Raw genomic sequence first — 23,236 nt, 5'->3', positions numbered from 1 at the left:
TCACAGAAGCCGACACGGGTCGGCACGGGGGAGGTGCAGGGATGGGCAGCGGCACGGGGTCGGTCCGGATCCTGATCGCGGACGACCAGGCGGACGTCCGCGGTGCGTTCCGGATGATCCTGGACGCGCAGCCGGACATGACGGTGGTGGCCGAGGCGGCGGACGGCGCCGCGGCGGTGGCAGAGGCGAGGAGGCTGCGGCCGGACGTGGTGCTCGCGGACATCCGGATGCCGAAGCTCGACGGCCTGGAGGTCACCCGGCAACTGTCCGGCCAGTGCAAGGTGATCGTGGTGACGACCTTCGACCTGGACGAGTACGTGCACACGGCGCTGCGGCACGGTGCGGCCGGGTTCCTGCTGAAGCGCTCGGGGCCGGTGCTGCTGATCGAGGCGATCCGGGCGGCGGTGGCCGGGGACGCGTTGATCAGCCCCCAGGTCACCGTTCGGCTCCTGCGGCACATGGCGCTTCCCGGGACGGAGCCGAACGCTGGGTCGGGGTCGGGCGCGGGCGCGGGCGCGGCAGTGGCGGGGTCGCTGACAGCCGCACCGACGGAGGAACTGACCGCGCGGGAGCGGGAGATCGCCGAGCAGGTGGCGGACGGGGCGACCAACGCCGAGATCGGCGCGGGGCTGTTCATCTCACCGGGAACGGTGAAGAACCACCTCGCCAGCATCCAGCGCAAGCTCGGTGCCCGTAACCGGGTGGGCATCGCGGCCTGGGTGTGGGAGCAGGCAGCCAGCAACCGGTAACCGGCCCCCGCCCCCAGCTCCGGCCCCCGCCCTTCGGCCCCCGACCCCCGACCCCGCCCCTGGTCCCGACCCCCGACCCCCGAGGAAGCAGCCCCCGAGGCGGAGGCCGCACGAACGCGGCCCCGACCCCGCCCTCCCCGCCCTCCGGCGTGCCCACGAGCACGCGTGCCAGAGCAGAGAAAACCCCGTCCGACGCCGACCTCGCGCGCTTGTGAACGAAGGGTCAAGCGGGCGTTCGGGCCCCCGCCACCCCTGCGAGTGAGCTGCAATAACACGTCAACATGACGCCCGGAAATTTGCCTGGCTCGACGCATAGTTGATATAGGAACGCGCCCCTGACCAGCCGCTTCACAGGTAAATGCGACTGGTTGTGATCATTTGACTCCTTTGCGTTGACAAATCTGGGCATGTTCACATTCGCCACCATTCACATGGTGTCGTAGATCACAAAGATCGCGGTGAACTGCGTGTCGCAGATCACAAGCCGACGGGCATAGGATGCGCTCGTTCCAGGCTTTGTGAACTGCCTCACATGAGGTGGATCCCGGGAACCGGAGGGCGGGTTCACCTGAGCGTGACCTGCCGGTTCCGATCTGCAGTCAAGGACGACTGGACGGAGGGAGCGGGGGCTATGAATGCCTACGCGCCGATCCTCGTACTCGGTGCCATCGCGGCGGCGTTCGCGGTCGGCTCCGTCGTGATGGCCTCACTCACCGGCCCCAAGCGCTACAACCGGGCCAAGTTGGAGGCGTACGAGTGCGGCATCGAGCCGACCCCGCAGCCCGTGGGCGGCGGTCGGTTCCCGATCAAGTACTACCTGACGGCGATGCTCTTCATCGTCTTCGACATCGAGATCGTCTTCCTCTACCCCTGGGCGGTGACCTTCGACGCCCTGGGGATCTTCGGCTTGGTCGAGATGCTGCTCTTCATCGCCACCGTCTTCGTCGCGTACGCCTACGTCTGGCGCCGCGGCGGCCTGGAGTGGGACTGAGCCCGGCGGGGCCGACCGACTCCCGGAGCGGGACTGAGCGCGGGGTGGCCGCCGCCCTTGTGAACGAGCGGACAAGCCCGAACGGGCCGGACGTACCAGAGGACTTGAGGGCATTGAGAGGGATCTGATGGGAATCGAGGAGAAGCTGCCGAGCGGCTTTCTGCTCACGACCGTGGAGACGGCCGCCGGTTGGGTGCGCAAGGCGTCACTCTTCCCGGCCACCTTCGGTCTGGCCTGCTGCGCGATCGAGATGATGACCACCGGGGCCGGCCGCTACGACCTGGCCCGGTTCGGCATGGAGGTCTTCCGGGGCTCCCCCCGGCAGGCCGATCTGATGATCGTGGCGGGCCGGGTGAGCCAGAAGATGGCACCGGTGCTGCGCCAGGTGTACGACCAGATGCCCAACCCCAAGTGGGTGATCTCGATGGGCGTCTGCGCCTCCTCCGGCGGGATGTTCAACAACTACGCGATCGTGCAGGGCGTCGACCACATCGTCCCGGTGGACATCTACCTGCCCGGGTGTCCGCCCCGTCCGGAGATGCTGATGGACGCGATCCTGAAGCTGCACGACAAGATCCAGCACGAGCCGCTGGGCGTGAACCGCCGCCGGGCCGAGGAGCTCGGCGAGGCGCTCGCCCTGCAGGCCACCCCGATCAGCGAGATGCGGGGGGAGCTGCGATGAACGAGCAGGTGCCCGAGACCCGCCGCGAGCAGCCGGTCCGCGAGATCCCGGTCGAGGTGGTCGGCCGCCGCCAGGGCATGTTCGGCGCGAAGGGCAGCGGCGACACCTCCGGGTTCGGCGGTCTGGCGGCCCCGATCGTGCTGCCCGGTCCGAGCGAACGCCCGTACGGCGGCTGGTTCGACGAGGTCGCCGACGAGTTGGAGGGCGCTCTGGAGGAGCAGGGCCTGGACCCGGCCGAGGTGATCGAGAAGACCGTGGTCGACCGCGGCGAACTCACCTTCCAGGTCGACCGCGAGTACCTGCTGAGGACCGTCCGCCTGCTGCGCGACGACCCGGCGCTGCGCTTCGAGCTGTGCCTGGGGGTGACCGGAGTCCACTACCCCGGAGACAAGGGGCGCGAGCTGCACGCGGTCTACCACCTGCGCTCGATCACCCACGGCCGGCTGATCCGGCTGGAGGTCACCGCGCCGGACGCCGATCCGCGCATCCCCTCCGTGGTGAGCGTCTACCCGACCAACGACTGGCACGAGCGCGAGGCCTACGACTTCTTCGGCCTGGTCTTCGACGGCCACCCGGCGCTCACCCGGATCATGATGCCGGACGACTGGCTGGGCCACCCGCAGCGCAAGGACTACCCGCTCGGCGGCATCCCCGTCGAGTACAAGGGCGCCCAGATCCCGGCTCCCGACCAGCGGAGGTCGTACAGCTGATGGACACTCAGCACCACGAAGAGGCCCGCGGCGAAGCCGCGGAGGCGGACGCCCGCGAGACCACCGAGGGCCGGGTCTTCACCGTCACCGGCGGCGACTGGGGCGAGGTGGTCGAGGCGGTCGGCCGGGCCGACGACGAGCGCATCATCGTCAACATGGGCCCCCAGCACCCGTCGACCCACGGCGTGCTCCGGCTGATCCTGGAGATCGACGGAGAGACGGTGAAGGAGGCCCGCTGCGGCATCGGCTACCTCCACACCGGCATCGAGAAGAACATGGAGTTCCGCAGCTGGGTCCAGGGCACCACCTTCGTGACCCGCATGGACTACCTGACCCCGCTGTTCAACGAGACCGCCTACTGCCTGGCGGTCGAGAAGCTGCTCGGCATCACCGACGACGTCCCGGACCGGGCCAACGTCATCCGCGTGATGATGATGGAGCTCAACCGGATCGCCTCCCACCTGGTCTGCCTGGCCACCGGCGGCATGGAGATCGGCTCCACCACCCTGATGATCTACGGCTTCCGGGACCGCGAGCTGATCCTGGACGTCTTCGAGCTGGTCACCGGCCTGCGGATGAACCACGCGTACGTGCGCCCCGGCGGCCTCGCCCAGGACCTGCCGCCCGGTGCCGTCGACCAGATCCGCGAGGCGGTCAAGGTCTTCCGCTCCCGGATGCACGAGTACGACAAGCTGGCCACCGGCAACCCGGTGTTCAAGGCCCGCCTGGTCGACGTCGGCTTCCTGGACCTGCCCGGCTGCCTCGCCCTCGGCGCCACCGGCCCGATCCTGCGCGCCACCGGCCTGCCGCACGACCTGCGCAAGACCGACCCGTACTGCGGCTACGAGGACTACGACTTCGAGGTCGCGATCGCGGACAGCGCCGACTCCTACGGCCGCTTCCTGATCCGGCTGGAGGAGATGAAGCAGTCGCTGCGGATCGTCGAGCAGTGCCTGGACCGGCTGCGCCCGGGCCCGGTCATGGTGGCCGACAAGAAGATCGCCTGGCCCGCCCAACTGGCGGTCGGGCCGGACGGGATGGGCAACTCCCTCGACCACATCCGCAAGATCATGGGCACCTCGATGGAGGCCCTGATCCACCACTTCAAGCTGGTCACCGAGGGCTTCCGGGTCCCGGTCGGCCAGGCGTACGCGGCGGTCGAGTCGCCCAAGGGCGAGCTGGGCGTGCACGTGGTCAGCGACGGCGGGACGCGCCCGTACCGGGTCCACTTCCGGGACCCGTCGTTCACCAATCTGCAGACGATGGCGGCGATGTGCGAGGGCGGCCAGGTGGCCGACGTGATCGTCGCGGTGGCCGGGATCGACCCGGTGATGGGAGGCGTGGACCGGTGACCAACGTCGAACTCGGACTGCCGGCGCTGCCGGCCGCACCGTACCCCGAGGAGGTGCGTGCCCGGCTGGCCTCCGATGCCGCCGAACTGATCGCCCGCTACCCGCAGCCCCGCTCGGCGCTGCTGCCGCTGCTGCACCTGGTGCAGGCCGAGGAGGGCTTCGTCAGCCCGACCGGCATCCGGTTCTGCGCCGAGCAGCTGGACCTCACCACCGCGGAGGTCACCGCCGTCGCGACCTTTTACACCATGTACCGGCGCCGCCCGGCCGGGAAGTACCACGTCGGGGTCTGCACCAACACCCTGTGCGCGGTGCTCGGCGGCGACCAGATCTTCGACGAGCTCCAGGAACACCTGGGCATCCGCAACAACGAGACCACCGAGGACGGCGAGGTCTCGATCGAGCACATCGAGTGCAACGCGGCCTGCGACTACGCGCCCGTGGTGATGGTCAACTGGGAGTTCTTCGACAACCAGACCCCGGAGAGCGCCCGGCAGCTGGTCGACGACCTCCGGGCCGGCCGCGAGGTCAGGCCCACCCGCGGTGCCCGGCTGTGCGGCTTCAAGGAGACGGCCAGGATCCTGGCCGGTTTCCCGGACGAGCGCCCGGGCGCCAACGACGAGTCCGGCGCCGGCGGCGCGCCCTCCCTCGCCGGACTCCGTCTGGCCCGCGGCGAGGCCCTGCCCGGCACCCCCGGTGCCAGGGTCGTCTCCCCCCGCAACGAGCCACCCCGCAACGAGCCACCCCACAACGAGCCACCCCGCAACGAGCCACCCCGCACCGGGTCCGCCACGGAGGCCCCCCGCAACGAGCCGCCCCGCACAGGAGCAGCCACCACCGAGTCCCCCCGCAACGAGTCCGCCACCACGGAGTCGCCCCGCACCGAGGGCACCGGCCAGGAAGGGAGCGAGGCGTGATGACCTCCGCCGAGCCGGCCGAGAAGCTGCTCACCCCCGTCCTGTCCGACTCCTGGGACGACAGCCGCCCCTGGACGCTGGACACCTACCGCCGCCACCACGGCTACGAGGGCCTCAAGGCGGCCCTCGCCATGCCCCCGGACGACGTGATCGCCCTGGTCAAGGACGCCGGCCTGCGCGGCCGCGGCGGCGCCGGCTTCCCCACCGGCATGAAGTGGCAGTTCATCCCGCAGAACGACGGCAAGCCGCACTACCTGGTGGTCAACGCGGACGAGTCCGAGCCGGGCACCTGCAAGGACATCCCGCTGCTGTTCGCCAACCCGCACTCCCTCATCGAGGGAATGATCATCGCCTCCTACGCGATCCGCTGCGACCACGCCTTCATCTACCTGCGCGGCGAGGTCGTCCCGGTGCTGCGCCGGCTGCACGAGGCCGTCGCCGAGGCGTACCGGGCGGGCCTGCTCGGCCGGAACATCCTCGGCTCCGGCACCGACCTGGACATCACCGTGCACGCCGGCGCCGGCGCGTACATCTGCGGCGAGGAGACGGCACTGCTGGACTCGCTGGAGGGCCGCCGCGGCCAGCCCCGGCTGCGGCCCCCGTTCCCGGCGATCGCCGGCCTCTACGCCTGCCCGACGGTGGTCAACAACGTCGAGTCGATCGCCTCGGTGCCGCCGATCCTGGCCCGCGGCAAGGAGTGGTTCAGGGGCCTGGGCACCGAGAAGTCCCCCGGTTTCACGCTCTACTCGCTCTCCGGCCACGTCACCAACCCCGGCCAGTACGAGGCCCCGCTGGGCATCACGCTGCGCCAGCTGCTCGACCTCAGCGGCGGCGTCCGCGCCGGGCACCGGCTGAAGTTCTGGACCCCGGGCGGCTCGTCCACCCCGATGTTCACCGACGAGCACCTCGACGTCCCGCTGGACTACGAGGGCGTCGGCGCGGCCGGCTCGATGCTCGGCACCAAGGCGCTGCAGGTCTTCGACGAGACCACCTGCGTGGTGCGGGCGGTGACCCGCTGGACGGAGTTCTACGCCCACGAGTCCTGCGGCAAGTGCACCCCCTGCCGCGAGGGCACCTACTGGCTGGTCCAGCTGCTCAAGCGGATCGAGGCGGGCGAGGGCGTCGAGGGGGACCTGGAGAAGCTCCTCGACATCGCCGACAACATCAACGGCAAGTCCTTCTGCGCGCTGGGCGACGGCGCGGCCAGCCCGATCGTCTCCTCGCTCCAGCACTTCCGGGCCGAGTACGAGCAGCACCTGGCCGAGCGCCGCTGCCCGTTCGACCCGGCCGCCTCCACCGTCTGGGCCGACGGCCCCCGCCCCGGCCACCAGTCCGCCACCGAAAGGGAGGTGCACGCGTGACGATCACAGAGCCAACCGCCTCCACGGGAGACAAGCCCGCGGTCGAACTGGTCACGCTCACCATCGACGGCGTCGAAGTGCAGGTCCCCAAGGGGACGCTGGTGATCCGCGCGGCCGAGGCCGTCGGCACCCAGATCCCGCGCTTCTGCGACCACCCGCTGCTCGACCCGGCCGGCGCCTGCCGCCAGTGCATCGTCGAGGTCGAGGGCCAGCGCAAGCCGGTCGCCTCCTGCACCATCCCGGTGGCCGAGGGCATGGTGGTGCGCACCCAGCTCAGCTCGCCGGTGGCCGAGAAGGCGCAGCGCGGCGTGATGGAGCTGCTGCTTATCAACCACCCGCTGGACTGCCCGGTCTGCGACAAGGGCGGCGAGTGCCCGCTGCAGAACCAGGCGATGAGCAACGGCGCCGCGGACTCCCGCTTCGAGGGCATGAAGCGCACCTACGAGAAGCCGGTGCCGATCAGCAGCCAGGTGCTGCTGGACCGCGAACGCTGCGTGCTGTGCGCGCGCTGCACCCGCTTCTCGCAGCAGATCGCCGGGGACCCGTTCATCGACCTGGTGGAGCGCGGGGCGCTGCAGCAGGTCGGCACCGGCGAGGGGGACGACTTCGAGTCGTACTTCTCCGGGAACACCATCCAGATCTGCCCGGTGGGTGCGCTGACCTCGGCGGCCTACCGGTTCCGCTCGCGCCCCTTCGACCTGGTCTCCTCGCCGAGCGTGTGCGAGCACTGCTCGGCGGGCTGCGCGCAGCGCACCGACCACCGGCGCGGCAAGGTGCTGCGGCGGCTGGCGGGCGAGGACCCGGCGGTGAACGAGGAGTGGAACTGCGACAAGGGCCGCTTCGCCTTCCGCTACGCCCAGCAGCGGGACCGGCTGACCACCCCGATGGTGCGGGTGGACGGCGAACTGGTGCCGGTGTCCTGGCCGGAGGCGCTGGCGCGGGCCGCCGAGGGCCTGCGCGGCGCCCGGACGGGCGTGCTGACCGGCGGCCGGGTGACGGTCGAGGACGCCTACGCGTACGCCAAGTTCGCGCGGGTGGTGCTGGGCACCAACGACGTGGACTTCCGGGCCCGCCCGCACAGCGGCGAGGAGGCGGACTTCCTGGCCGCGGCGGTCGCCGGGCGCGGGGTGGACGTGGACGGCTCGGGCGTGACGTACGAGCTGCTGGAGCAGGCGCCGGCGGTGCTGCTGGCGGGCTTCGAGCCGGAGGAGGAGGCGCCGATCGTCTTCCTGCGGCTGCGCAAGGCGGTCCGCGGCCGCGGCCAGAAGGTGTTCTCGGTGGCCGCGTTCGGCTCCCGGGGTCTGGCGAAGCTGCGCGGCGCGCTGCTGCCGGCCGCGCCGGGCACCGAGCCGGAGTGGTTCGCGGCGCTGGCGGCGGACGAGCCGCTGAACGACGAGGCGGGCCGGGCGGCGGAGCTGCTGCGCGCGCCGGGCGCGGTGATCCTGGCGGGCGAGCGGCTGGCCGCCGTGCCGGGTGCGCTGACGGCGGTGCTGCGACTGGCGCACGCGACCGGCGCGCGGCTGGCGTGGGTGCCGCGCCGGGCGGGTGAGCGCGGGGCCGTGGAGGCCGGTGCGCTGCCGGGCCTGCTGCCGGGCGGCCGTCCGGTGGCCGCTCCGGCGGCGCGGGCCGAGGCGGCCGAGGCGTGGGGGGTGGCGGAGCTGCCCTCCAAGCCGGGCCGGTCCACCGACCAGATCCTGGCGGCGGCCGCGCAGGGCGAGTTGGAGGCGCTGCTGGTCGGCGGGGTGGACCCGGACGACCTCCCGGACCCGGCGTTGGCCGACGAGGCGCTGGCGGCGGTCCCGTTCGTGGTGTCGCTGGAGCTGCGGCCCTCCGCGGTGACGGCGCGCGCGGACGTGGTGCTGCCGGTGGCGGCGGTGGCGGAGAAGGCCGGCACCTTCCTGGACTGGGAGGGCCGAGTGCGGATGTTCGAGGCGGCGCTCAAGCCGGACCAGCAGATGGGCTGTCACCTGCAGTCGGACCTGCGGGTGCTGAGCATGCTGGCGGACGCGCTGGGCCACCGGCTGGGCCTGCCCGACGTCCGGGCGGCGCGGCTGGAGCTGGACGCCTTCACCCCCTGGGAGGGCGACCGCGCGGCCGATCCCGCGGCGCACCCGGGCCTGCTGCCCCGGCCGGCCACCGGCCAGGCGGTGCTGGCGGGTTGGCGCCAGCTGCTGGACGAGGGCGTGCTGCAGCAGGGTGATCCGCACCTGGCGGGCACCCGGCACCGGGCGGTGGCCCGGATCTCCGCCGAGACGGCGAAGGAGATCGGCGCCGAGGCGGCCGCCGGGCTGCGGCTGACCGGCCCGGCGGGCTCGCTGACCCTGCCGCTGGAGGTCACCGACTCGATCCCGGACCGCACGGTCTGGATCCCGCTCGGCTCCACGCCGGGCGGCGCCCACCGCGCGCTCGGCACCACCGTCGGCCACCTGGTCACGATCGCGGCGGCCGAGGCCGGGCCCGAGCCGGCGGCGCAGGCCCCGGCCGACACGACCGCGGGCGAAGGGGAGGACCGATGACTCCGCAGCCGTACGAGACGCTCCACTTCTTCGGTCAGGACCCGTGGTGGCTGGTCCTGCTGAAGGCGGTGTTCTGCTTCGCCTTCCTGGTCCTGACGGTGCTGGTCGCGATCGTCTGGGAGCGCAAGGTGGTGGCCTGGATGCAGTTGCGCATCGGGCCGAACCGGCACGGGCCGTGGGGCCTGCTGCAGTCGCTGGCGGACGGCGTGAAGCTGGCGCTGAAGGAAGACCTGGTGGTCAAGGGCTCGGACAAGGTGGTCTACATCCTGGCCCCGATCGTCTGTGCCATCCCGGCCTTCATGGCCTTCGCGGTGATCCCGTTCGGTCCGGCCAACGACGAGGTGTCGATCTTCGGCACCCGGACGCCGCTGCAGCTGACCGACTTCCCGGTGGCGCTGTTGTACATCCTGGCGACGGCCTCGGTGGGCATCTACGGCATCGTGCTGGCGGGCTGGTCCTCCGGCTCGACGTACCCGCTGCTGGGCGGGCTGCGCTCGTCCGCGCAGATGATCAGCTACGAGATCGCGATGGGCCTGTCCTTCGCGGCGGTGTTCATCTACTCGGGCTCGATGTCGACCTCGGAGATCGTGGCGCACCAGCAGCCGACGTGGTTCGCGGCGCTGCTGCCGGTGTCCTTCATCGTCTACGTCATCGCGATGGTCGGGGAGACCAACCGGGCGCCGTTCGACCTCCCGGAGGCCGAGGGCGAGCTGGTCGGCGGCTTCAACACCGAGTACTCCTCGCTGAAGTTCGCGATGTTCATGCTGGCCGAGTACGTGAACATGGTGACGGTCTCGGCGGTCGCCTCGACCCTCTTCCTGGGCGGCTGGCGGGCCCCGTGGCCGGTGTCGACCTTCTGGGAGGGCGCCAACCACGGCTGGTGGCCGATGCTGTGGATCACGCTGAAGATCCAGCTGCTGCTGTTCTTCTTCATCTGGCTGCGCGGCACGCTGCCCCGGTTCCGCTACGACCAGTTCATGAAGCTGGGCTGGAAGGTGCTGATCCCGGTCTCGCTGGTGTGGCTGGTGCTGATCGCGAGCGTGCGGGCACTGCGCAACGAGGGCTACGACTTCGGCGAGGTGGTGCTGTACGTGGGCGCCCCGGTCGGGGCGGTGCTGTTGCTGGCGCTGCTGCGGGACTTCCTGCGGAAGCAGCCGGAGGCCGAGGAGACGCCCCCGGAGGGGCAGTTCGACCCGATGGCGGGTGGCTACCCGGTCCCGCCGCTGCCCGGCCAGGAGCTTCCGCCGGTGCCGCGCAGGCGCAGCCGCGCCCCGAAGCAACTCCAGGACGCCCTCAACGGCGCCGACCATTCCGAAGGGAGCTGAACCGAGATGTCGTCCGACCAGTCCGGTCCTTCCGACCGTACGGACCGGCCCGAGCGGGCCGACCGGCCGTCGATCCTCGGCCCGGCCGCCGGCTTCGGCGTGACCTTCAAGGCCATGTTCAAGAAGCGGCTCACCGAGCAGTACCCGGAGCAGAAGAAGCCCACCGCTCCGCGCTTCCACGGCCGCCACCAGCTGAACCGGCACCCGGACGGCCTGGAGAAGTGCGTCGGCTGCGAGCTGTGCGCGTGGGCGTGCCCGGCCGACGCGATCTACGTGGAGGGCGCGGACAACCGGGACGAGGAGCGCTACTCGCCGGGCGAGCGCTACGGCGCGGTGTACCAGATCAACTACGCCCGCTGCATCCTGTGCGGGCTGTGCATCGAGGCCTGCCCGACCCGCGCGCTCACCATGACCAACGAGTACGAGCTGGCCGACTCCTCGCGGCGGGACCTGATCTTCACCAAGGAGCAGCTGCTGGTGGGCCTGTCCGAGGGCATGGTCGACACCCCGCACGCGATCTTCCCGGGCGCCGACGAGGGCGCGTACTACCGGGGCGAGATCACCGCGGTCGCGCCGGGCACGGTGCAGCAGGAGCGCACCGACCGGGAGAAGGAGGCGCAGCAGTGACCGGACAACTCGCAGCCGCCACCGGGACGACCTCCACCGGCGAGGCCGTCCAGTTCTGGGTGCTCGCGGTGGTCGCGGTCGGCGGCGCGCTCGGCATGCTGCTGATGCGCAAGGCCGTGCACAGCGCGCTCTGCCTGGCGGCCACCATGATGGCGCTGGCGGTCTGTTACATGGCCCAGGGGGCGGTGTTCCTGGGCGTGGTGCAGATCGTGGTCTACACCGGCGCGATCATGATGCTGTTCCTGTTCGTGGTGATGCTGGTCGGCGTCACCAGCGAGGACTCCCTGAAGGAGCAGCTGAAGGGCCAGCGGTTCGCGGCGGTGCTGTGCGGGCTGGGCTTCGGCGTGCTGCTGATCGCCGGGATCGCCAACGCGAAGCTGGACCACTTCACCGGGCTGTCCGAGGCGAACGCCGAGGGCAACGTGCCGGGCCTGGCCCGGTTGATCTTCACCCGGTACGTGTGGGCCTTCGAGGTCACCGGCGCGCTGCTGATCACCGCGGCGATCGGCGCGATGGTGCTGACCCACCGCGAGCACGTGAAGGCGCCGAAGACCCAGCGTGAGCTGGCGGCGCAGCGGATCAAGGACAACATCCAGGTGCCGCCGATGCCGGCGCCGGGCGTGTACGCGCGGCACAACGCGGTGGACGTGCCGGGTCTGCTGCCGGACGGCACGGTGGCCGAGGACTCGGTGATGGCGACGCTGCGCGAGCGCGGCCAGATCCGGGACGTCAGCCAGGCGATGCTGCAGCGGATGGCGGAGCTGGAGAACAGCACGGCGGACTGGCTGGGCCGTCCGTCCTCCGAGCGGCCGGCGGTTACCGGCCCGCGCAAGTCCCTGGAGCCGGCGAACGCCAACAACGGCAACAACGGCATCAACGCCACCGGGGCGGACGAGGAGGGAGCGCAGTGAATCCGGTCAACTACCTCTACCTGTCGGCCCTGTTGTTCACCATCGGCGCGTCCGGGGTGCTGATCCGGCGCAACGCGATCGTGCTGTTCATGTGCGTGGAGCTGATGCTGAACGCCTCGAACCTGGCGCTGGTGACCTTCTCCCGGATGCACGGGACCCTGGACGGTCAGATCATCGCGTTCTTCACGATGGTGGTCGCGGCCGCCGAGGTCGTGGTCGGCCTCGCCATCATCGTCTCCATCTTCCGGACCAGGCACTCCGCTTCGGTCGACGACAGCAACCTGATGAAGCTGTAGGCGGAGGGCCTCGGTGAACTCTCTCATTCCGCTGCTGGTGGCGGCTCCACTGGCCGGTGCCGTCCTGCTGCTGCTCGGCGGCCGGGCGCTGGACCGCTTCGGCCACTGGCTGGCCACCGCGCTCGCCGCGCTCCCGTTCGGCTTCGGCCTGGCGCTCCTCTCGGACATGCTCGGCCGCGACGCCGAGCACCGGACGCTCACCAAGTACCTGTTCACCTGGATCCAGGTGGACGGCTTCCGGGCCGACATGGCCTTCCGGCTCGACCAGCTGTCGATGACCTTCGTCCTGCTGATCACCGGCGTCGGCACGCTGATCCACGTCTACTCGGTCGGCTACATGGCGCACGACGAGCGACGGCGCCGCTTCTTCGCCTACCTGAACCTCTTCCTGGCGGCCATGCTGCTGCTGGTGCTCGCCGACAACTACCTGCTGCTGTACTTCGGTTGGGAGGGCGTGGGCCTGGCCTCGTACCTGCTGATCGGCTTCTGGCAGCACAAGCCGAGCGCGGCGACGGCGGCGAAGAAGGCCTTCATCGTCAACCGGGTCGGCGACATGGGCCTGTCCATCGCGATCATGCTGATGTTCGCCGAGTTCGGCTCCTTCGCCTTCGGCCCGGTCTTCGCCGGCGCCCCCGGGGCGAGCGAGGGCAAGCTGACGGCGATCGGCCTGATGCTGCTGCTGGCGGCCTGCGGCAAGTCGGCCCAGGTGCCGCTGCAGTCCTGGCTCGGGGACGCCATGGAGGGTCCGACCCCGGTCTCGGCGCTGATCCACGCGGCCACCATGGTGACCGCCGGCGTCTACCTGATCACCCGCTCCTCGGCGATCTTCGACCTGGCGCCGGACGCCCAGACCGCCGTGGTGGTGGTCGGCACGGTCACGCTGCTGTTCGGTGCGATCGTCGGTTGCGCCAAGGACGACATCAAGAAGGCGCTGGCCGGCTCGACCATGTCGCAGATCGGCTACATGGTGCTGGCGGCCGGGCTCGGCCCGATCGGCTACGTCTTCGCGATCATGCACCTGGTGACCCACGGCTTCTTCAAGGCCGGACTGTTCCTCGGCGCCGGGTCGGTCATGCACGGCATGGACGACGAGGTGAACATGCGTCACTACGGCGGCCTGCGGAAGTACATGCCGGTCACCTTCGCCACCTTCGGCCTCGGCTACCTGGCGATCATCGGCTTCCCGGGCCTGTCCGGGTTCTTCTCCAAGGACAAGATCATCGAGGCGGCCTTCGCCAAGGGCGGCACCGAGGGCTGGATCCTCGGCCTGTGCGCACTGGTCGGCGCCGCCGTCACCGCGTTCTACATGACCCGGGTGATGCTGCTGACCTTCTTCGGCGAGAAGCGCTGGAAGTCCGACGCCGAGGGCAACGCCCCGCACCCGCACGAGTCGCCGAAGATCATGACGCTCCCGATGGTCCTGCTGGCCTTCGGCTCGGTCTTCGCGGGCGGGCTGTTCGCCTACAACGAGTCCTTCCTGAAGTGGCTGGAACCGGTCACCGGGTACAGCGAGGGCGACTCGCCGCTCACCGCGACGGTCGTCACCGCGCTGACCACGGTCTGCATGCTGGCCGGCGTCGGCCTCGCGCACCTGATGTACGGGCGCTCGCCCGTCCCGGTGGTCCCGCCGGTCGGCTCCCCGCTCACCCGGGCCGCCCGCCGCGACCTGCTGCAGGACGACTTCAACCACGCGGTGCTGGTGCGGCCCGGCTCGGCGCTGACCGCGACCCTGGTCTTCTTCGACAGCCGCGGCCTGGACGGCTTCGTCAACGGCCTCGCCGCCGCGATCGGGGGCCTGTCCGGCCGACTGCGGCGGATCCAGAACGGCTTCGTCCGCTCGTACGCGCTCTCCATGTTCGGCGGCACGCTGGTGCTGGTCGCCACGACTCTCCTGATGAGGTCCGTCTGATGACTCGTCGTCCTGATTCCCGTCGGGAGGTGGGGGCATGAGTGCCCTCCTGAGCACCACCTGTGCCGTCCCGGCGGTCGGCGCGGTGCTGACCGCCGCCCTGCCCGCCGGGTCGACCGGGGCCAGGCGCCGGACCACCAAGGCCGTCGCCCTGGGCGTCTCCGCCGTCACCCTGGCGCTGGCCGCCGTGGTGGCGACGCAGTTCGACCCGCACGGCGACCGCTACCAGCTGACCGAGTCGTACAGCTGGATCCGCTCCTTCGGGATCACCTTCTCGCTCGGCGTGGACGGCATCGGCGCCGTCCTCGCCCTGCTCACCGCCGTCCTGGTGCCGATGGTGATGCTCGCCTCCTGGCACGACGCCGACCCGCTTTCCTTGCCCGCCAACGGGCAGGAGGGGTCCGGCCCGGCCGGGCCCGACGGCACCGTCGACCCCGACACCATCGAGGGGCGGCGCCGCACCCAGGGCTTCTTCGCCCTGGTCCTGGCGGTGGAGGCGATGGTGATCGTCTCCTTCTACGCCACCGACGTCTTCGTGTTCTACGTGTTCTTCGAAGCCATGCTGATCCCGATGTACTTCCTGATCGGCGGCTTCGGGGACCGGGCCGGCGGCCCCGAGTCGGCGCGTCAGCGCTCCTACGCGGCCGTGAAGTTCCTGCTCTACAACCTGCTCGGCGGCCTGGTGATGCTGGCCGCCGTGATCGGCTTCTACGTGATCGCGCAGGACCAGGGCTTCGGCACCTTCGACCTGCAGACCCTCACCTCGGCGATCGCCGACGGCAGGCTGCAGCTGTCCGGCACCGCCGAGAAGGCGCTGTTCCTGGGCTTCTTCTTCGCCTTCGCGGTGAAGGCCCCGCTGTGGCCGCTGCACACCTGGCTGCCGAACGCGATGGGCGAGGCCACCGCCGGCACCGCGGTGCTGATCACCGCGGTGGTGGACAAGGTCGGCACCTTCGCGATGCTGCGCTACTGCCTCGGTCTGTTCCCGCACGCCTCGAAGACCTTCGCCCCGGCGATCCTGGTCCTCTCGCTGATCGGGATCGTCTACGGCGCGCTGCTGGCGGTCGGCCAGAAGGACATCAAGCGGCTGGTCGCCTACGCGTCGATCTCCCACTTCGGCTTCATCATCATGGGCATCTTCGCCCTGACCAGCCAGGGCCAGAGCGGCGCGACCCTCTACATGGTCAACCACGGCCTCTCCACCGCCGCGTGGATGCTGGTGGCCGGCTTCCTGATCTCCCGCCGCGGCTCGCGGCTGATCGCCGACTACGGCGGCGTGCAGAAGGTCGCCCCGGTGCTCGCCGGGACCTTCCTGATCGGCAGCCTGGCGACCCTCTCGCTGCCCGGCCTCGCCCCGTTCGTCAGCGAGTTCCTGGTCCTGGTCGGCACCTTCACCCGCTACCCGGCGATCGGGATCGTCGCGACCCTCGGCATCGTGCTGGCCGCGCTGTACGCCCTGCTGCTGTACCAGCGCACCATGACCGGCCCGGTGAAGGAGGGAGTGCACGCGATCCCCGACCTCAAGGTCCGCGAACTCGCCGTGGTCGCCCCGCTGGTGGCGCTGACCGTCCTGCTCGGCGTCTACCCCAAGCCGCTCACCGACCTGGTCAACCCCTCGGTGAACGCGACGCTCTCGCAGGTCCACGAGACCGACCCGGCGCCGGCCCACCCGGTCGCCGCCACCCCAGGAGGTGAGCAGAAGTGAGCGCCACCGCAGTGCTCGCCGCCGCCGGCGGCAACACCCCCAGCATCCCGGCGCCGCACATCGAGTACGGCCAACTCTCCCCGATGCTCGTGGTGTTCGGCGCCGCCGTGGCCGGCATCCTGGTGGAGGCCTTCGTGCCCCGCCGGTACCGGCACTGGACGCAGGTGACGCTCGCGCTGACCGGGCTGGTCGGTGCCTTCGTCGCCGTGGTGGTGCTGGCCGTGCAGAGCCACGGCTTCACCCGGATCGACCTGCTGGCCATGGAGTCGGTCGCGCTGGACGGCCCGGCGCTGTTCCTGCAGGGCGTCATCCTGCTGGCGGCGGCGGTCGCGGTGCTCACCTACGCCGAGCGGAAGCTGGAGCCCAAGGCCGGCGGCCTGCCCGCCGACGCCTTCACCGCCCAGGCCGCCGCCACCCCCGGCGGCGAGCAGGAGCGGGCCGCAGTCCGGGCCGGTTTCGCCACCAGCGAGGTCTTCCCGCTCACCATGTTCGCGGTCGGCGGCATGCTGCTCTTCCCCGCCGCCAACGACCTGCTGACCATGTTCGTGGCGCTGGAGGTCTTCTCCCTCCCGCTGTACCTGCTGTGCGCCCTGGCCCGGCGCCGCCGGCTGCTCTCCCAGGAGGCGGCGGTCAAGTACTTCCTGCTCGGCGCCTTCGCCTCGGCGTTCTTCCTGTTCGGCACGGCCCTGCTGTACGGCTACGCGGGCAGCGTCAAGCTCGGCGACATCGGCGACGTCATCTCCGGCAAGGCGATGGCCACCCCCGCGCAGCTCAGCAGCACCCAGAGCGACGTGCTGGTGCTGACCGGCCTGGCGGTGCTCTCGGTCGGGCTGCTGTTCAAGGTGGCCGCGGTGCCGTTCCACTCCTGGACCCCGGACGTCTACCAGGGCGCGCCGACCCCGGTCACCGGATTCATGGCGGCCGCCACCAAGGTCGCGGCCTTCGGGGCCTTCCTGCGGCTGTTCTACGTGGCCTTCCCGGGCCTGCGGCTGGACTGGCGGCCGGTGATGTGGGGCGTGGCGATCCTGACCATGGTGGTCGGCGCGGTGCTGGCGGTGACCCAGCAGGACGTGAAGCGGCTGCTGGCGTACTCCTCGATCGCACACGCCGGGTTCATCCTGACCGGCGTGATCGCCGTCAACAAGCAGGGCATCTCCTCGGTGTTGTTCTACCTGCTGGCGTACTCCTTCGTGACGCTCGGCGCGTTCGCCGTGGTCACCCTGGTGCGCGACTCCAAGGGAGAGGCCACCCACCTGTCCAGCTGGGCCGGGCTGGGGCGGCGCTCGCCACTGGTCGCCGCGGTCTTCGCGCTGTTCCTGCTGGCCTTCGCGGGGATCCCGCTGACCTCCGGCTTCACCGGGAAGTTCGCGGTCTTCCAGGCCGCGGCGAGCGGCGGGGCGACACCGCTGGTGATCGTCGGTGTGCTGAGCTCGGCGGTGGCCGCCTTCTTCTACATCAGGGTCATCGTGCTGATGTTCTTCTCGGACCCGCAGCCGGGCGGGCCCACGGTGGCGATCCCGAGCGCCTTCACGGCGACGGCGATCGGGGTGGGGGTGCTGGTCACGCTGGGTCTCGGCCTGCTGCCGCAGTACTTCCTCGACCTCGCGTCGAAGGCCTCCCTGTTCGTGCGCTGACCTCCCGTCGCGAACGCACCCGTCCAGGGCCCCGTCCGGGCCGCGCCCCGTTCGCGCGGCCCGGACGGGTGTTTGTCGGCACCCCGGGCCGGAGCGTTCCGGCGGCCCTCCCGCCTTTATTTCCAGCCGAATTCACCCCCACCGCCGCACGGCCCGTACAGCGGCCCTGACCAGGGAATCCAGCCGGATCATGACAGGATCCGCACGCCCGTGCAGTGATCCACTCGCGACCGGATACCCTGCCTGTATGGCCAGCGGCGGCACTCAGGGACCAGGCCGCTAGATCGACCAGGGACAGAGGAGTGGTCTTCGTGACCGTCGTGGAACCCTTCGGGCTCAGCGTGCAGGACCGCGACCTGACCCGGGACGTCCAGGCCGGACTGGACGCGGTGGAGGCGGCGCTCGGCGAGGCCGTCAAGAGCGACGTCCCCTTCATCACCGTCACCGCCAGTCACCTCCTTGAGGCCGGCGGCAAGCGCTTCCGTCCGCTGCTCCTGCTGCTGGCCGCCCAGTTCGGCGACCCCGGGGCGCCCGGCGTGGTGCCGGCCGCGGTCGTCGTCGAGCTCACCCACCTGGCCACGCTGTACCACGACGACGTCATGGACGAGGCCCCGGTGCGCCGCGGCGCCCCCAGTGCCAACTCCCGCTGGGACAACTCGGTCGCCATCCTCACCGGCGACTTCCTCTTCTCCCGCGCCTCCCAGGTGCTGGCCGACCTCGGCCCGGAGGCCGTGCGGATGCAGGCCGAGGCCTTCGAGCGGCTGGTCACCGGCCAGATCCTGGAGACCCGCGGCCCCGGCTCCGACATGGACCCGCTCCTCCACTACCTGGACGTGCTGGAGGGCAAGACCGGCTCGCTGATCGCCGTCTCCTGCCGGATAGGAGCGCTGATGGCCGGCGCCGAGCCCGCCCTCGTCGACACCCTCGGCGAGTTCGGCGAGCGGATCGGCATCGCCTTCCAGCTGGCCGACGACGTGCTCGACATCGCCAGCGACGGCCACGAGTCCGGCAAGACCCCCGGCACCGACCTGCGCGAGGGCGTGCCGACCCTGCCGACCCTGCTGCTGCAGCAGATGCCGGCCGACCCGGCGGACCCGGACGACGCCCGGCTGCGCGAACTGCTCACCCAGGACCTCTCGGACGACGGCCTGCACGCCGAGGCGCTGCGCCTGATGCGGGCCCACCCCGCGCTGGAGCGCGCCCGCGCCGAGACGCTGCGCCGCGCCGAGGAGGCCCGGGCGCTGCTCGCCCCGCTGCCGGCCTGCGCGGCGAAGGCGGCCCTGGAAGGGCTCTGCGACGCGGTGGCCATCCGCACCATGTGACGCCCCGGCCCGACGGTCCCGCCCCCGCCCCCGAGCTCTCGGCCGTGACCGGCCCGGGCTCGGCGCGACCGGGCCCCGGCCCCGGTGGAACCGGCCGGATCGGTGGGGCGGGCCCCGGCGATGGGGGAGACTGACTTCCGTCAGCTCACCCCTGCCGGGAAGGTCGCCATGCGTCGCGTCGTCATCGCCGAGGACTCCGTACTGCTGCGGGAGGGACTGACCCGGCTGCTCACCGACCGCGGCCTGGAGGTCGTCGCGGGCGTCGGGGACGGCGCCGCCCTGGTGAAGACCATCCACGACCTGGCCTCGGCCGACGAGCTGCCCGACGTCGTGGTCTCCGACGTCCGGATGCCCCCCACCCACACCGACGAGGGCCTGCGCGCCTGCGTCGAGCTGCGCGGGCACTACCCGCAGCTGGGCGTGCTCGTGCTGTCGCAGTTCGTGGAGGAGCGGTACGCCGCGGAGCTGCTGGCAGGATCCACGCGCGGTGTCGGCTACCTGCTGAAGGACCGGGTCGCCGAGGTGCGCGAGTTCGCCGACGCGGTGGTCAGGGTCGCCGAGGGCGGCACCGCTCTGGACCCCGAGGTGGTGCAGCAGCTGCTCAGCCGCAGCCGCAAGGGGGACGTTCTGGCCAATCTCACGCCGCGCGAGCGCGAGGTGCTCGGGCTGATGGCCGAGGGCCGCACCAACGCCGCGGTGGCCAAGCAGCTGGTGGTCTCCGACGGCGCGGTGGAGAAGCACGTCAGCAACATCTTCCTCAAGCTGGGCCTGGCCCAGAGCCCGGAGGACCACCGCCGGGTGCTGGCCGTGCTGACGTACCTCAAGTCCTAGGAACCCCGCCGCCCCGCCCCGCCCCGCCCGCTCCCGGCGGGTGTCGGCGGGTGCCGGCTCCCGTCCGGCACCCGGGAAGGTCCGCCCGATTCGGAATGATCTCCGGCGGTCGGACGTTCTTCCCGTGTGCGGTACGGGCGCGGGCCGGTGATTTCCCGCCGCACGCGGGAGTTCCGTTCCAGGCCGACTCCACCCGCATAGGATGCGAGAGGTGCACCAGGCGGACGGGGCACGGGGCCGCGCCCGCGGTGGTGTGCCCTAGGAGGTCCGCGGCAGTGACCAGTCAGGTCGATCAGTCAGAGGCAGTGGACGGTTCGGACGGCGACGAGGCCGGTACCGGGAACGGGGAGGCACGCCCCGGCCCGAGCGCACCGGCCGGCCCGGCCGCCCCGGGCGGCCCGCCACCCGGGCGCACCAAGCCGATCCGCAGACTCGACCGGGTGATCATCCGTTTCGCCGGCGACTCCGGTGACGGCATGCAGCTCACCGGTGACCGGTTCACCTCGGAGACTGCGTCCTTCGGCAACGACCTGTCCACGCTGCCGAACTTCCCCGCCGAGATCCGCGCCCCCGCCGGCACCCTGCCCGGTGTCTCGTCCTTCCAGCTGCACTTCGCCGACCACGACATCCTGACCCCGGGCGACGCCCCCAACGTGCTGGTCGCGATGAACCCGGCCGCGCTCAAGGCGAACCTGGCGGACCTTCCGCGCGGCGCCGAGGTCATCGTCAACACCGACGAGTTCACCAAACGCGCGCTGGCCAAGGTCGGTTACGCGGCCGACCCGCTCGCCGACGGCTCGCTGGACGGCTTCCACCTGCACAAGGTGCCGCTCACCACGCTGACCCTGGAGGCGCTCAAGGACAGCGGCCTCGCCCGCAAGGACGCCGAGCGGGCGAAGAACATGTTCGCCCTGGGCCTGCTGTCCTGGATGTACCACCGGCCCACGCACGGCACCGAGACGTTCCTGCGCAGCAAGTTCGCCAAGAAGCCGCAGATCGCCGAGGCGAACATCCAGGCCTTCCGGGCGGGTTGGAACTTCGGCGAGACCACCGAGTCCTTCGCGGTCTCCTACGAGGTGCCGCCGGCCAAGCTCCCCGCCGGGCGCTACCGCAACATCTCCGGCAACCTCGCGCTGTCCTACGGGCTGATCGCCGCCTCGCAGCGCTCGGGCCTGCCGCTCTACCTGGGGTCGTACCCGATCACCCCGGCCTCGGACATCCTGCACGAGCTGAGCAAGCACAAGAACTTCGGGGTGCGCACCTTCCAGGCGGAGGACGAGATCGCCGGCATCGGTGCCGCGCTCGGCGCCGCCTTCGGCGGGGCGCTCGGCGTGACCACCACCTCCGGGCCGGGCGTGGCGCTCAAGAGCGAGACGATCGGCCTGGCGGTCTCGCTCGAACTGCCGCTGCTGGTCGTGGACATCCAGCGCGGCGGCCCCTCCACCGGGCTGCCGACCAAGACCGAGCAGGCGGACCTGCTGCAGGCCATGTTCGGGCGCAACGGCGAGGCGCCGGTGCCGATCGTCGCCCCGGCCACGCCCGCGGAGTGCTTCGACGCGGCACTGGAGGCGGCCCGGATCGCGGTCACCTACCGCACCCCGGTCTTCCTGCTCTCCGACGGCTACCTGGCCAACGGCTCGGAGCCCTGGCGGATCCCCGAGGTCGACGAACTGCCCGGGATCGACCCGCAGTTCGCGACCGGCCCGAACCGCGAGGACGGCGCCTTCTGGCCGTACCTGCGCGATCCCCGGACGCTGGCCCGGCCCTGGGCGCTGCCCGGCACGCCCGGCCTGGAGCACCGGATCGGCGGCATCGAGAAACAGGACGGCACCGGGAACATCTCCTACGACCCGGCCAACCACGACTTCATGGTCCGCACCCGGCAGGCCAAGATCGACGGCATCACCGTCAAGCCGGTCGAGGTGGACGACCCGAGCGGGGACGCCCGGGTGCTGGTCCTCGGCTGGGGCTCGACGTACGGGCCGATCACTGCGGCGGTGCGCCGGGTCCGGGCGGACGGCGGCGAGGTCGCCCAGGCGCACCTGCGCAACCTCAACCCCTTCCCGGCCAACCTGGGCTCGGTGCTGAGGAGTTACGAGAAGGTCATCGTGCCCGAGATGAACCTGGGGCAGCTCGCGCTGCTGCTGCGGGCGAAGTACCTGGTGGACGCCGAGTCCTACAACCAGGTGCGCGGACTGCCCTTCAAGGCAGCCCAGTTGGCGGACGTGCTGTGGGCCGCGATCGGCACCCTGGACGAGGAGGACCACCGATGACCGAGAGCGGCTTCCCGTCCCTGCGGCTGGTGCCCAAGGCCGAAGCACCGCAGAGCGCGAAGGACTTCAAGACCGACCAGGAGGTGCGCTGGTGCCCCGGCTGCGGGGACTACGCGATCCTGGCGGCGGTGCAGTCCTTCATGCCGGAACTCGGCATCAAGCGGGAGAACACGGTCTTCGTCTCGGGGATCGGCTGCTCCTCGCGCTTCCCGTACTACATGAACACCTACGGGGTGCACTCCATCCACGGGCGGGCGCCGGCCATCGCGACCGGGCTGGCGAGCTCGCGCCAGGACCTCAGCGTCTGGGTGGTGACGGGTGACGGCGACGCGCTGTCGATCGGCGGCAACCACCTGATCCACGCCCTGCGACGGAACGTCAACCTGAAGATCCTGCTGTTCAACAACCGGATCTACGGCCTCACCAAGGGCCAGTACTCACCGACCAGCGAACTCGGCAAGATCACCAAGTCCACGCCGATGGGCTCGCTGGACGCACCGTTCAACCCGCTGTCGCTGGCGCTCGGCGCCGAGGCCACCTTCGTCGCCCGCACCATCGACTCCGACCGCCAGCACCTGCAGTCGGTGCTGCGGGCGGCGGCCGAGCACGAGGGCACAGCGTTGGTGGAGATCTACCAGAACTGCAACATCTTCAACGACGGCGCCTTCGAGGTGCTGAAGGAGCCCGGCACCCGGGACGAGGCGCTGATCCGGCTGGAGCACGGGCAGCCGATCCGCTTCGGTGCGGAGGGGGCCAACGGCGTGTTCCGGGGCCGGGACGGCGAACTGTCCACCGGGCCGGTCACGGCGGAGAACGAGGCGGACCTCCTGGTCCACGACGCGCACGCGGCGAGCCCGGCCACCGCCTTCGCGCTCTCCCGGATCGCCGACGCGGACACCCTGCACCACACGCCGATCGGCGTGCTGCGCAGCGTCGAGCGGCCGGTCTACGACGAACTGATGGCGAGCCAGCTGGCCTCCGCCGTCGCCGACCGCGGCCCCGGCGACCTGGCCGCGCTGCTGGCGGGCAGCGACACCTGGACGGTGGACTGACCGCCCCCCCGGACGCGACTCGGCGCCCCCGTCCCGGCCGGGACGGGGGCGCCCGTCGTTCCGCCCCTACTGCGGG

At 71.2% G+C, this 23,236-nt stretch carries 19 protein-coding genes; all 19 read left to right on the top strand.

All coding sequences use genetic code 11. The features are described 5' to 3' along the window. Nucleotides 1–41: 41 nt before the first annotated feature. The 19 genes from ACZ7KX_RS37435 (at nt 42) to ACZ7KX_RS37345 (ending at nt 23,160) form a co-directional block, all read left to right on the top strand. Complete coding sequence (locus tag ACZ7KX_RS37435) at nt 42–749, top strand: response regulator (RefSeq protein ID WP_470330420.1); 708 nt, start codon at nt 42–44, stop codon at nt 747–749. Nucleotides 750–1,380: 631 nt separating this feature from the next. Next, nucleotides 1,381–1,740, top strand: coding sequence for an NADH-quinone oxidoreductase subunit A (locus tag ACZ7KX_RS37430; RefSeq protein ID WP_030060100.1), 360 nt, complete (start codon nt 1,381–1,383; stop codon nt 1,738–1,740). Nucleotides 1,741–1,867: 127 nt separating this feature from the next. Further along, on the top strand, nt 1,868–2,422 hold the full coding sequence (locus tag ACZ7KX_RS37425) for a NuoB/complex I 20 kDa subunit family protein (RefSeq protein ID WP_350524936.1): 555 nt from the start codon (nt 1,868–1,870) through the stop codon (nt 2,420–2,422). After that, complete coding sequence (locus ACZ7KX_RS37420) at nt 2,419–3,132, top strand: NADH-quinone oxidoreductase subunit C (RefSeq protein WP_470330419.1); 714 nt, start codon at nt 2,419–2,421, stop codon at nt 3,130–3,132. The genes ACZ7KX_RS37425 and ACZ7KX_RS37420 overlap by 4 nt, the downstream gene beginning before the upstream one ends. Next, nucleotides 3,132–4,484 carry an NADH-quinone oxidoreductase subunit D gene (locus ACZ7KX_RS37415; RefSeq protein ID WP_350524938.1) on the top strand — a complete coding sequence of 451 codons (1,353 nt, stop codon included), beginning with the start codon at nt 3,132–3,134 and terminating at the stop codon, nt 4,482–4,484. Before ACZ7KX_RS37420 ends, ACZ7KX_RS37415 begins: the two co-directional genes overlap by 1 nt. Nucleotides 4,485–4,501: 17 nt before the next feature. Beyond that, the gene (gene nuoE / locus ACZ7KX_RS37410; RefSeq protein ID WP_470330449.1) at nt 4,502–5,398 is read left to right on the top strand and encodes an NADH-quinone oxidoreductase subunit NuoE; all 897 of its coding nucleotides are present in this window, start codon (nt 4,502–4,504) and stop codon (nt 5,396–5,398) included. Beyond that, nucleotides 5,398–6,759, top strand: coding sequence for an NADH-quinone oxidoreductase subunit NuoF (gene nuoF, locus ACZ7KX_RS37405; RefSeq protein WP_350524939.1), 1,362 nt, complete (start codon nt 5,398–5,400; stop codon nt 6,757–6,759). Before nuoE ends, nuoF begins: the two co-directional genes overlap by 1 nt. Beyond that, nucleotides 6,756–9,275: an NADH-quinone oxidoreductase subunit G gene (locus ACZ7KX_RS37400; protein WP_470330418.1), complete on the top strand. Its 2,520-nt coding sequence runs from the start codon at nt 6,756–6,758 to the stop codon at nt 9,273–9,275. Before nuoF ends, ACZ7KX_RS37400 begins: the two co-directional genes overlap by 4 nt. Continuing rightward, the gene (nuoH, locus tag ACZ7KX_RS37395) at nt 9,272–10,600 is read left to right on the top strand and encodes an NADH-quinone oxidoreductase subunit NuoH (protein ID WP_350524941.1); all 1,329 of its coding nucleotides are present in this window, start codon (nt 9,272–9,274) and stop codon (nt 10,598–10,600) included. Before ACZ7KX_RS37400 ends, nuoH begins: the two co-directional genes overlap by 4 nt. Before the next feature lie 6 nt (nt 10,601–10,606). Further along, nucleotides 10,607–11,227: an NADH-quinone oxidoreductase subunit NuoI gene (nuoI, locus tag ACZ7KX_RS37390; RefSeq protein ID WP_350524942.1), complete on the top strand. Its 621-nt coding sequence runs from the start codon at nt 10,607–10,609 to the stop codon at nt 11,225–11,227. Beyond that, nucleotides 11,224–12,138, top strand: a complete 915-nt coding sequence (locus tag ACZ7KX_RS37385) for an NADH-quinone oxidoreductase subunit J (RefSeq protein ID WP_470330417.1) — start codon at nt 11,224–11,226, stop codon at nt 12,136–12,138. The genes nuoI and ACZ7KX_RS37385 overlap by 4 nt, the downstream gene beginning before the upstream one ends. Continuing rightward, nucleotides 12,135–12,434, top strand: coding sequence for an NADH-quinone oxidoreductase subunit NuoK (gene nuoK / locus ACZ7KX_RS37380; protein WP_030235394.1), 300 nt, complete (start codon nt 12,135–12,137; stop codon nt 12,432–12,434). The genes ACZ7KX_RS37385 and nuoK overlap by 4 nt, the downstream gene beginning before the upstream one ends. A gap of 13 nt (nt 12,435–12,447) precedes the next feature. Then, on the top strand, nt 12,448–14,343 hold the full coding sequence (gene nuoL, locus ACZ7KX_RS37375) for an NADH-quinone oxidoreductase subunit L (protein ID WP_470330416.1): 1,896 nt from the start codon (nt 12,448–12,450) through the stop codon (nt 14,341–14,343). 37 nt (nt 14,344–14,380) lie between these two features. Next, nucleotides 14,381–16,048: an NADH-quinone oxidoreductase subunit M gene (locus tag ACZ7KX_RS37370; protein ID WP_470330415.1), complete on the top strand. Its 1,668-nt coding sequence runs from the start codon at nt 14,381–14,383 to the stop codon at nt 16,046–16,048. Then, entirely contained in the window at nt 16,045–17,682 is a 1,638-nt protein-coding gene (nuoN, locus tag ACZ7KX_RS37365) for an NADH-quinone oxidoreductase subunit NuoN (protein ID WP_470330414.1), read from the top strand. Before ACZ7KX_RS37370 ends, nuoN begins: the two co-directional genes overlap by 4 nt. A 311-nt stretch (nt 17,683–17,993) precedes the next feature. Then, the gene (locus tag ACZ7KX_RS37360; protein WP_396552212.1) at nt 17,994–19,004 is read left to right on the top strand and encodes a polyprenyl synthetase family protein; all 1,011 of its coding nucleotides are present in this window, start codon (nt 17,994–17,996) and stop codon (nt 19,002–19,004) included. Between the two features lie 168 nt (nt 19,005–19,172). After that, a complete protein-coding gene (locus ACZ7KX_RS37355) occupies nt 19,173–19,835 on the top strand; it encodes a response regulator (protein ID WP_470330413.1) in 663 nt (220 codons plus the stop codon). A 275-nt stretch (nt 19,836–20,110) separates the two neighbouring features. Next, nucleotides 20,111–22,108, top strand: a complete 1,998-nt coding sequence (locus ACZ7KX_RS37350; protein WP_470330412.1) for a 2-oxoacid:acceptor oxidoreductase subunit alpha — start codon at nt 20,111–20,113, stop codon at nt 22,106–22,108. Continuing rightward, nucleotides 22,105–23,160: a 2-oxoacid:ferredoxin oxidoreductase subunit beta gene (locus ACZ7KX_RS37345; RefSeq protein WP_470330411.1), complete on the top strand. Its 1,056-nt coding sequence runs from the start codon at nt 22,105–22,107 to the stop codon at nt 23,158–23,160. Before ACZ7KX_RS37350 ends, ACZ7KX_RS37345 begins: the two co-directional genes overlap by 4 nt. Nucleotides 23,161–23,236 lie beyond the last annotated feature (76 nt).

The sequence above is a fragment of the Kitasatospora sp. NPDC038210 genome, from assembly GCF_055600605.1.
This window is presented reverse-complemented; position numbering and strand designations above follow the sequence as displayed.

What these genes read in the sequence shown, in the direction of transcription:
- ACZ7KX_RS37435 (WP_470330420.1), top strand. Translation starts at nt 42, where the DNA reads ATGGGCAGCGGCACGGGGTCGGTCCGGATCCTGATCGCGGACGACCAG.
- ACZ7KX_RS37430 (WP_030060100.1), top strand. Translation starts at nt 1,381, where the DNA reads ATGAATGCCTACGCGCCGATCCTCGTACTCGGTGCCATCGCGGCGGCG.
- ACZ7KX_RS37425 (WP_350524936.1), top strand. Translation starts at nt 1,868, where the DNA reads ATGGGAATCGAGGAGAAGCTGCCGAGCGGCTTTCTGCTCACGACCGTG.
- ACZ7KX_RS37420 (WP_470330419.1), top strand. Translation starts at nt 2,419, where the DNA reads ATGAACGAGCAGGTGCCCGAGACCCGCCGCGAGCAGCCGGTCCGCGAG.
- ACZ7KX_RS37415 (WP_350524938.1), top strand. Translation starts at nt 3,132, where the DNA reads ATGGACACTCAGCACCACGAAGAGGCCCGCGGCGAAGCCGCGGAGGCG.
- nuoF (WP_350524939.1), top strand. Translation starts at nt 5,398, where the DNA reads ATGACCTCCGCCGAGCCGGCCGAGAAGCTGCTCACCCCCGTCCTGTCC.
- nuoH (WP_350524941.1), top strand. Translation starts at nt 9,272, where the DNA reads ATGACTCCGCAGCCGTACGAGACGCTCCACTTCTTCGGTCAGGACCCG.
- nuoI (WP_350524942.1), top strand. Translation starts at nt 10,607, where the DNA reads ATGTCGTCCGACCAGTCCGGTCCTTCCGACCGTACGGACCGGCCCGAG.
- ACZ7KX_RS37370 (WP_470330415.1), top strand. Translation starts at nt 14,381, where the DNA reads ATGAGTGCCCTCCTGAGCACCACCTGTGCCGTCCCGGCGGTCGGCGCG.
- ACZ7KX_RS37355 (WP_470330413.1), top strand. Translation starts at nt 19,173, where the DNA reads ATGCGTCGCGTCGTCATCGCCGAGGACTCCGTACTGCTGCGGGAGGGA.
- ACZ7KX_RS37345 (WP_470330411.1), top strand. Translation starts at nt 22,105, where the DNA reads ATGACCGAGAGCGGCTTCCCGTCCCTGCGGCTGGTGCCCAAGGCCGAA.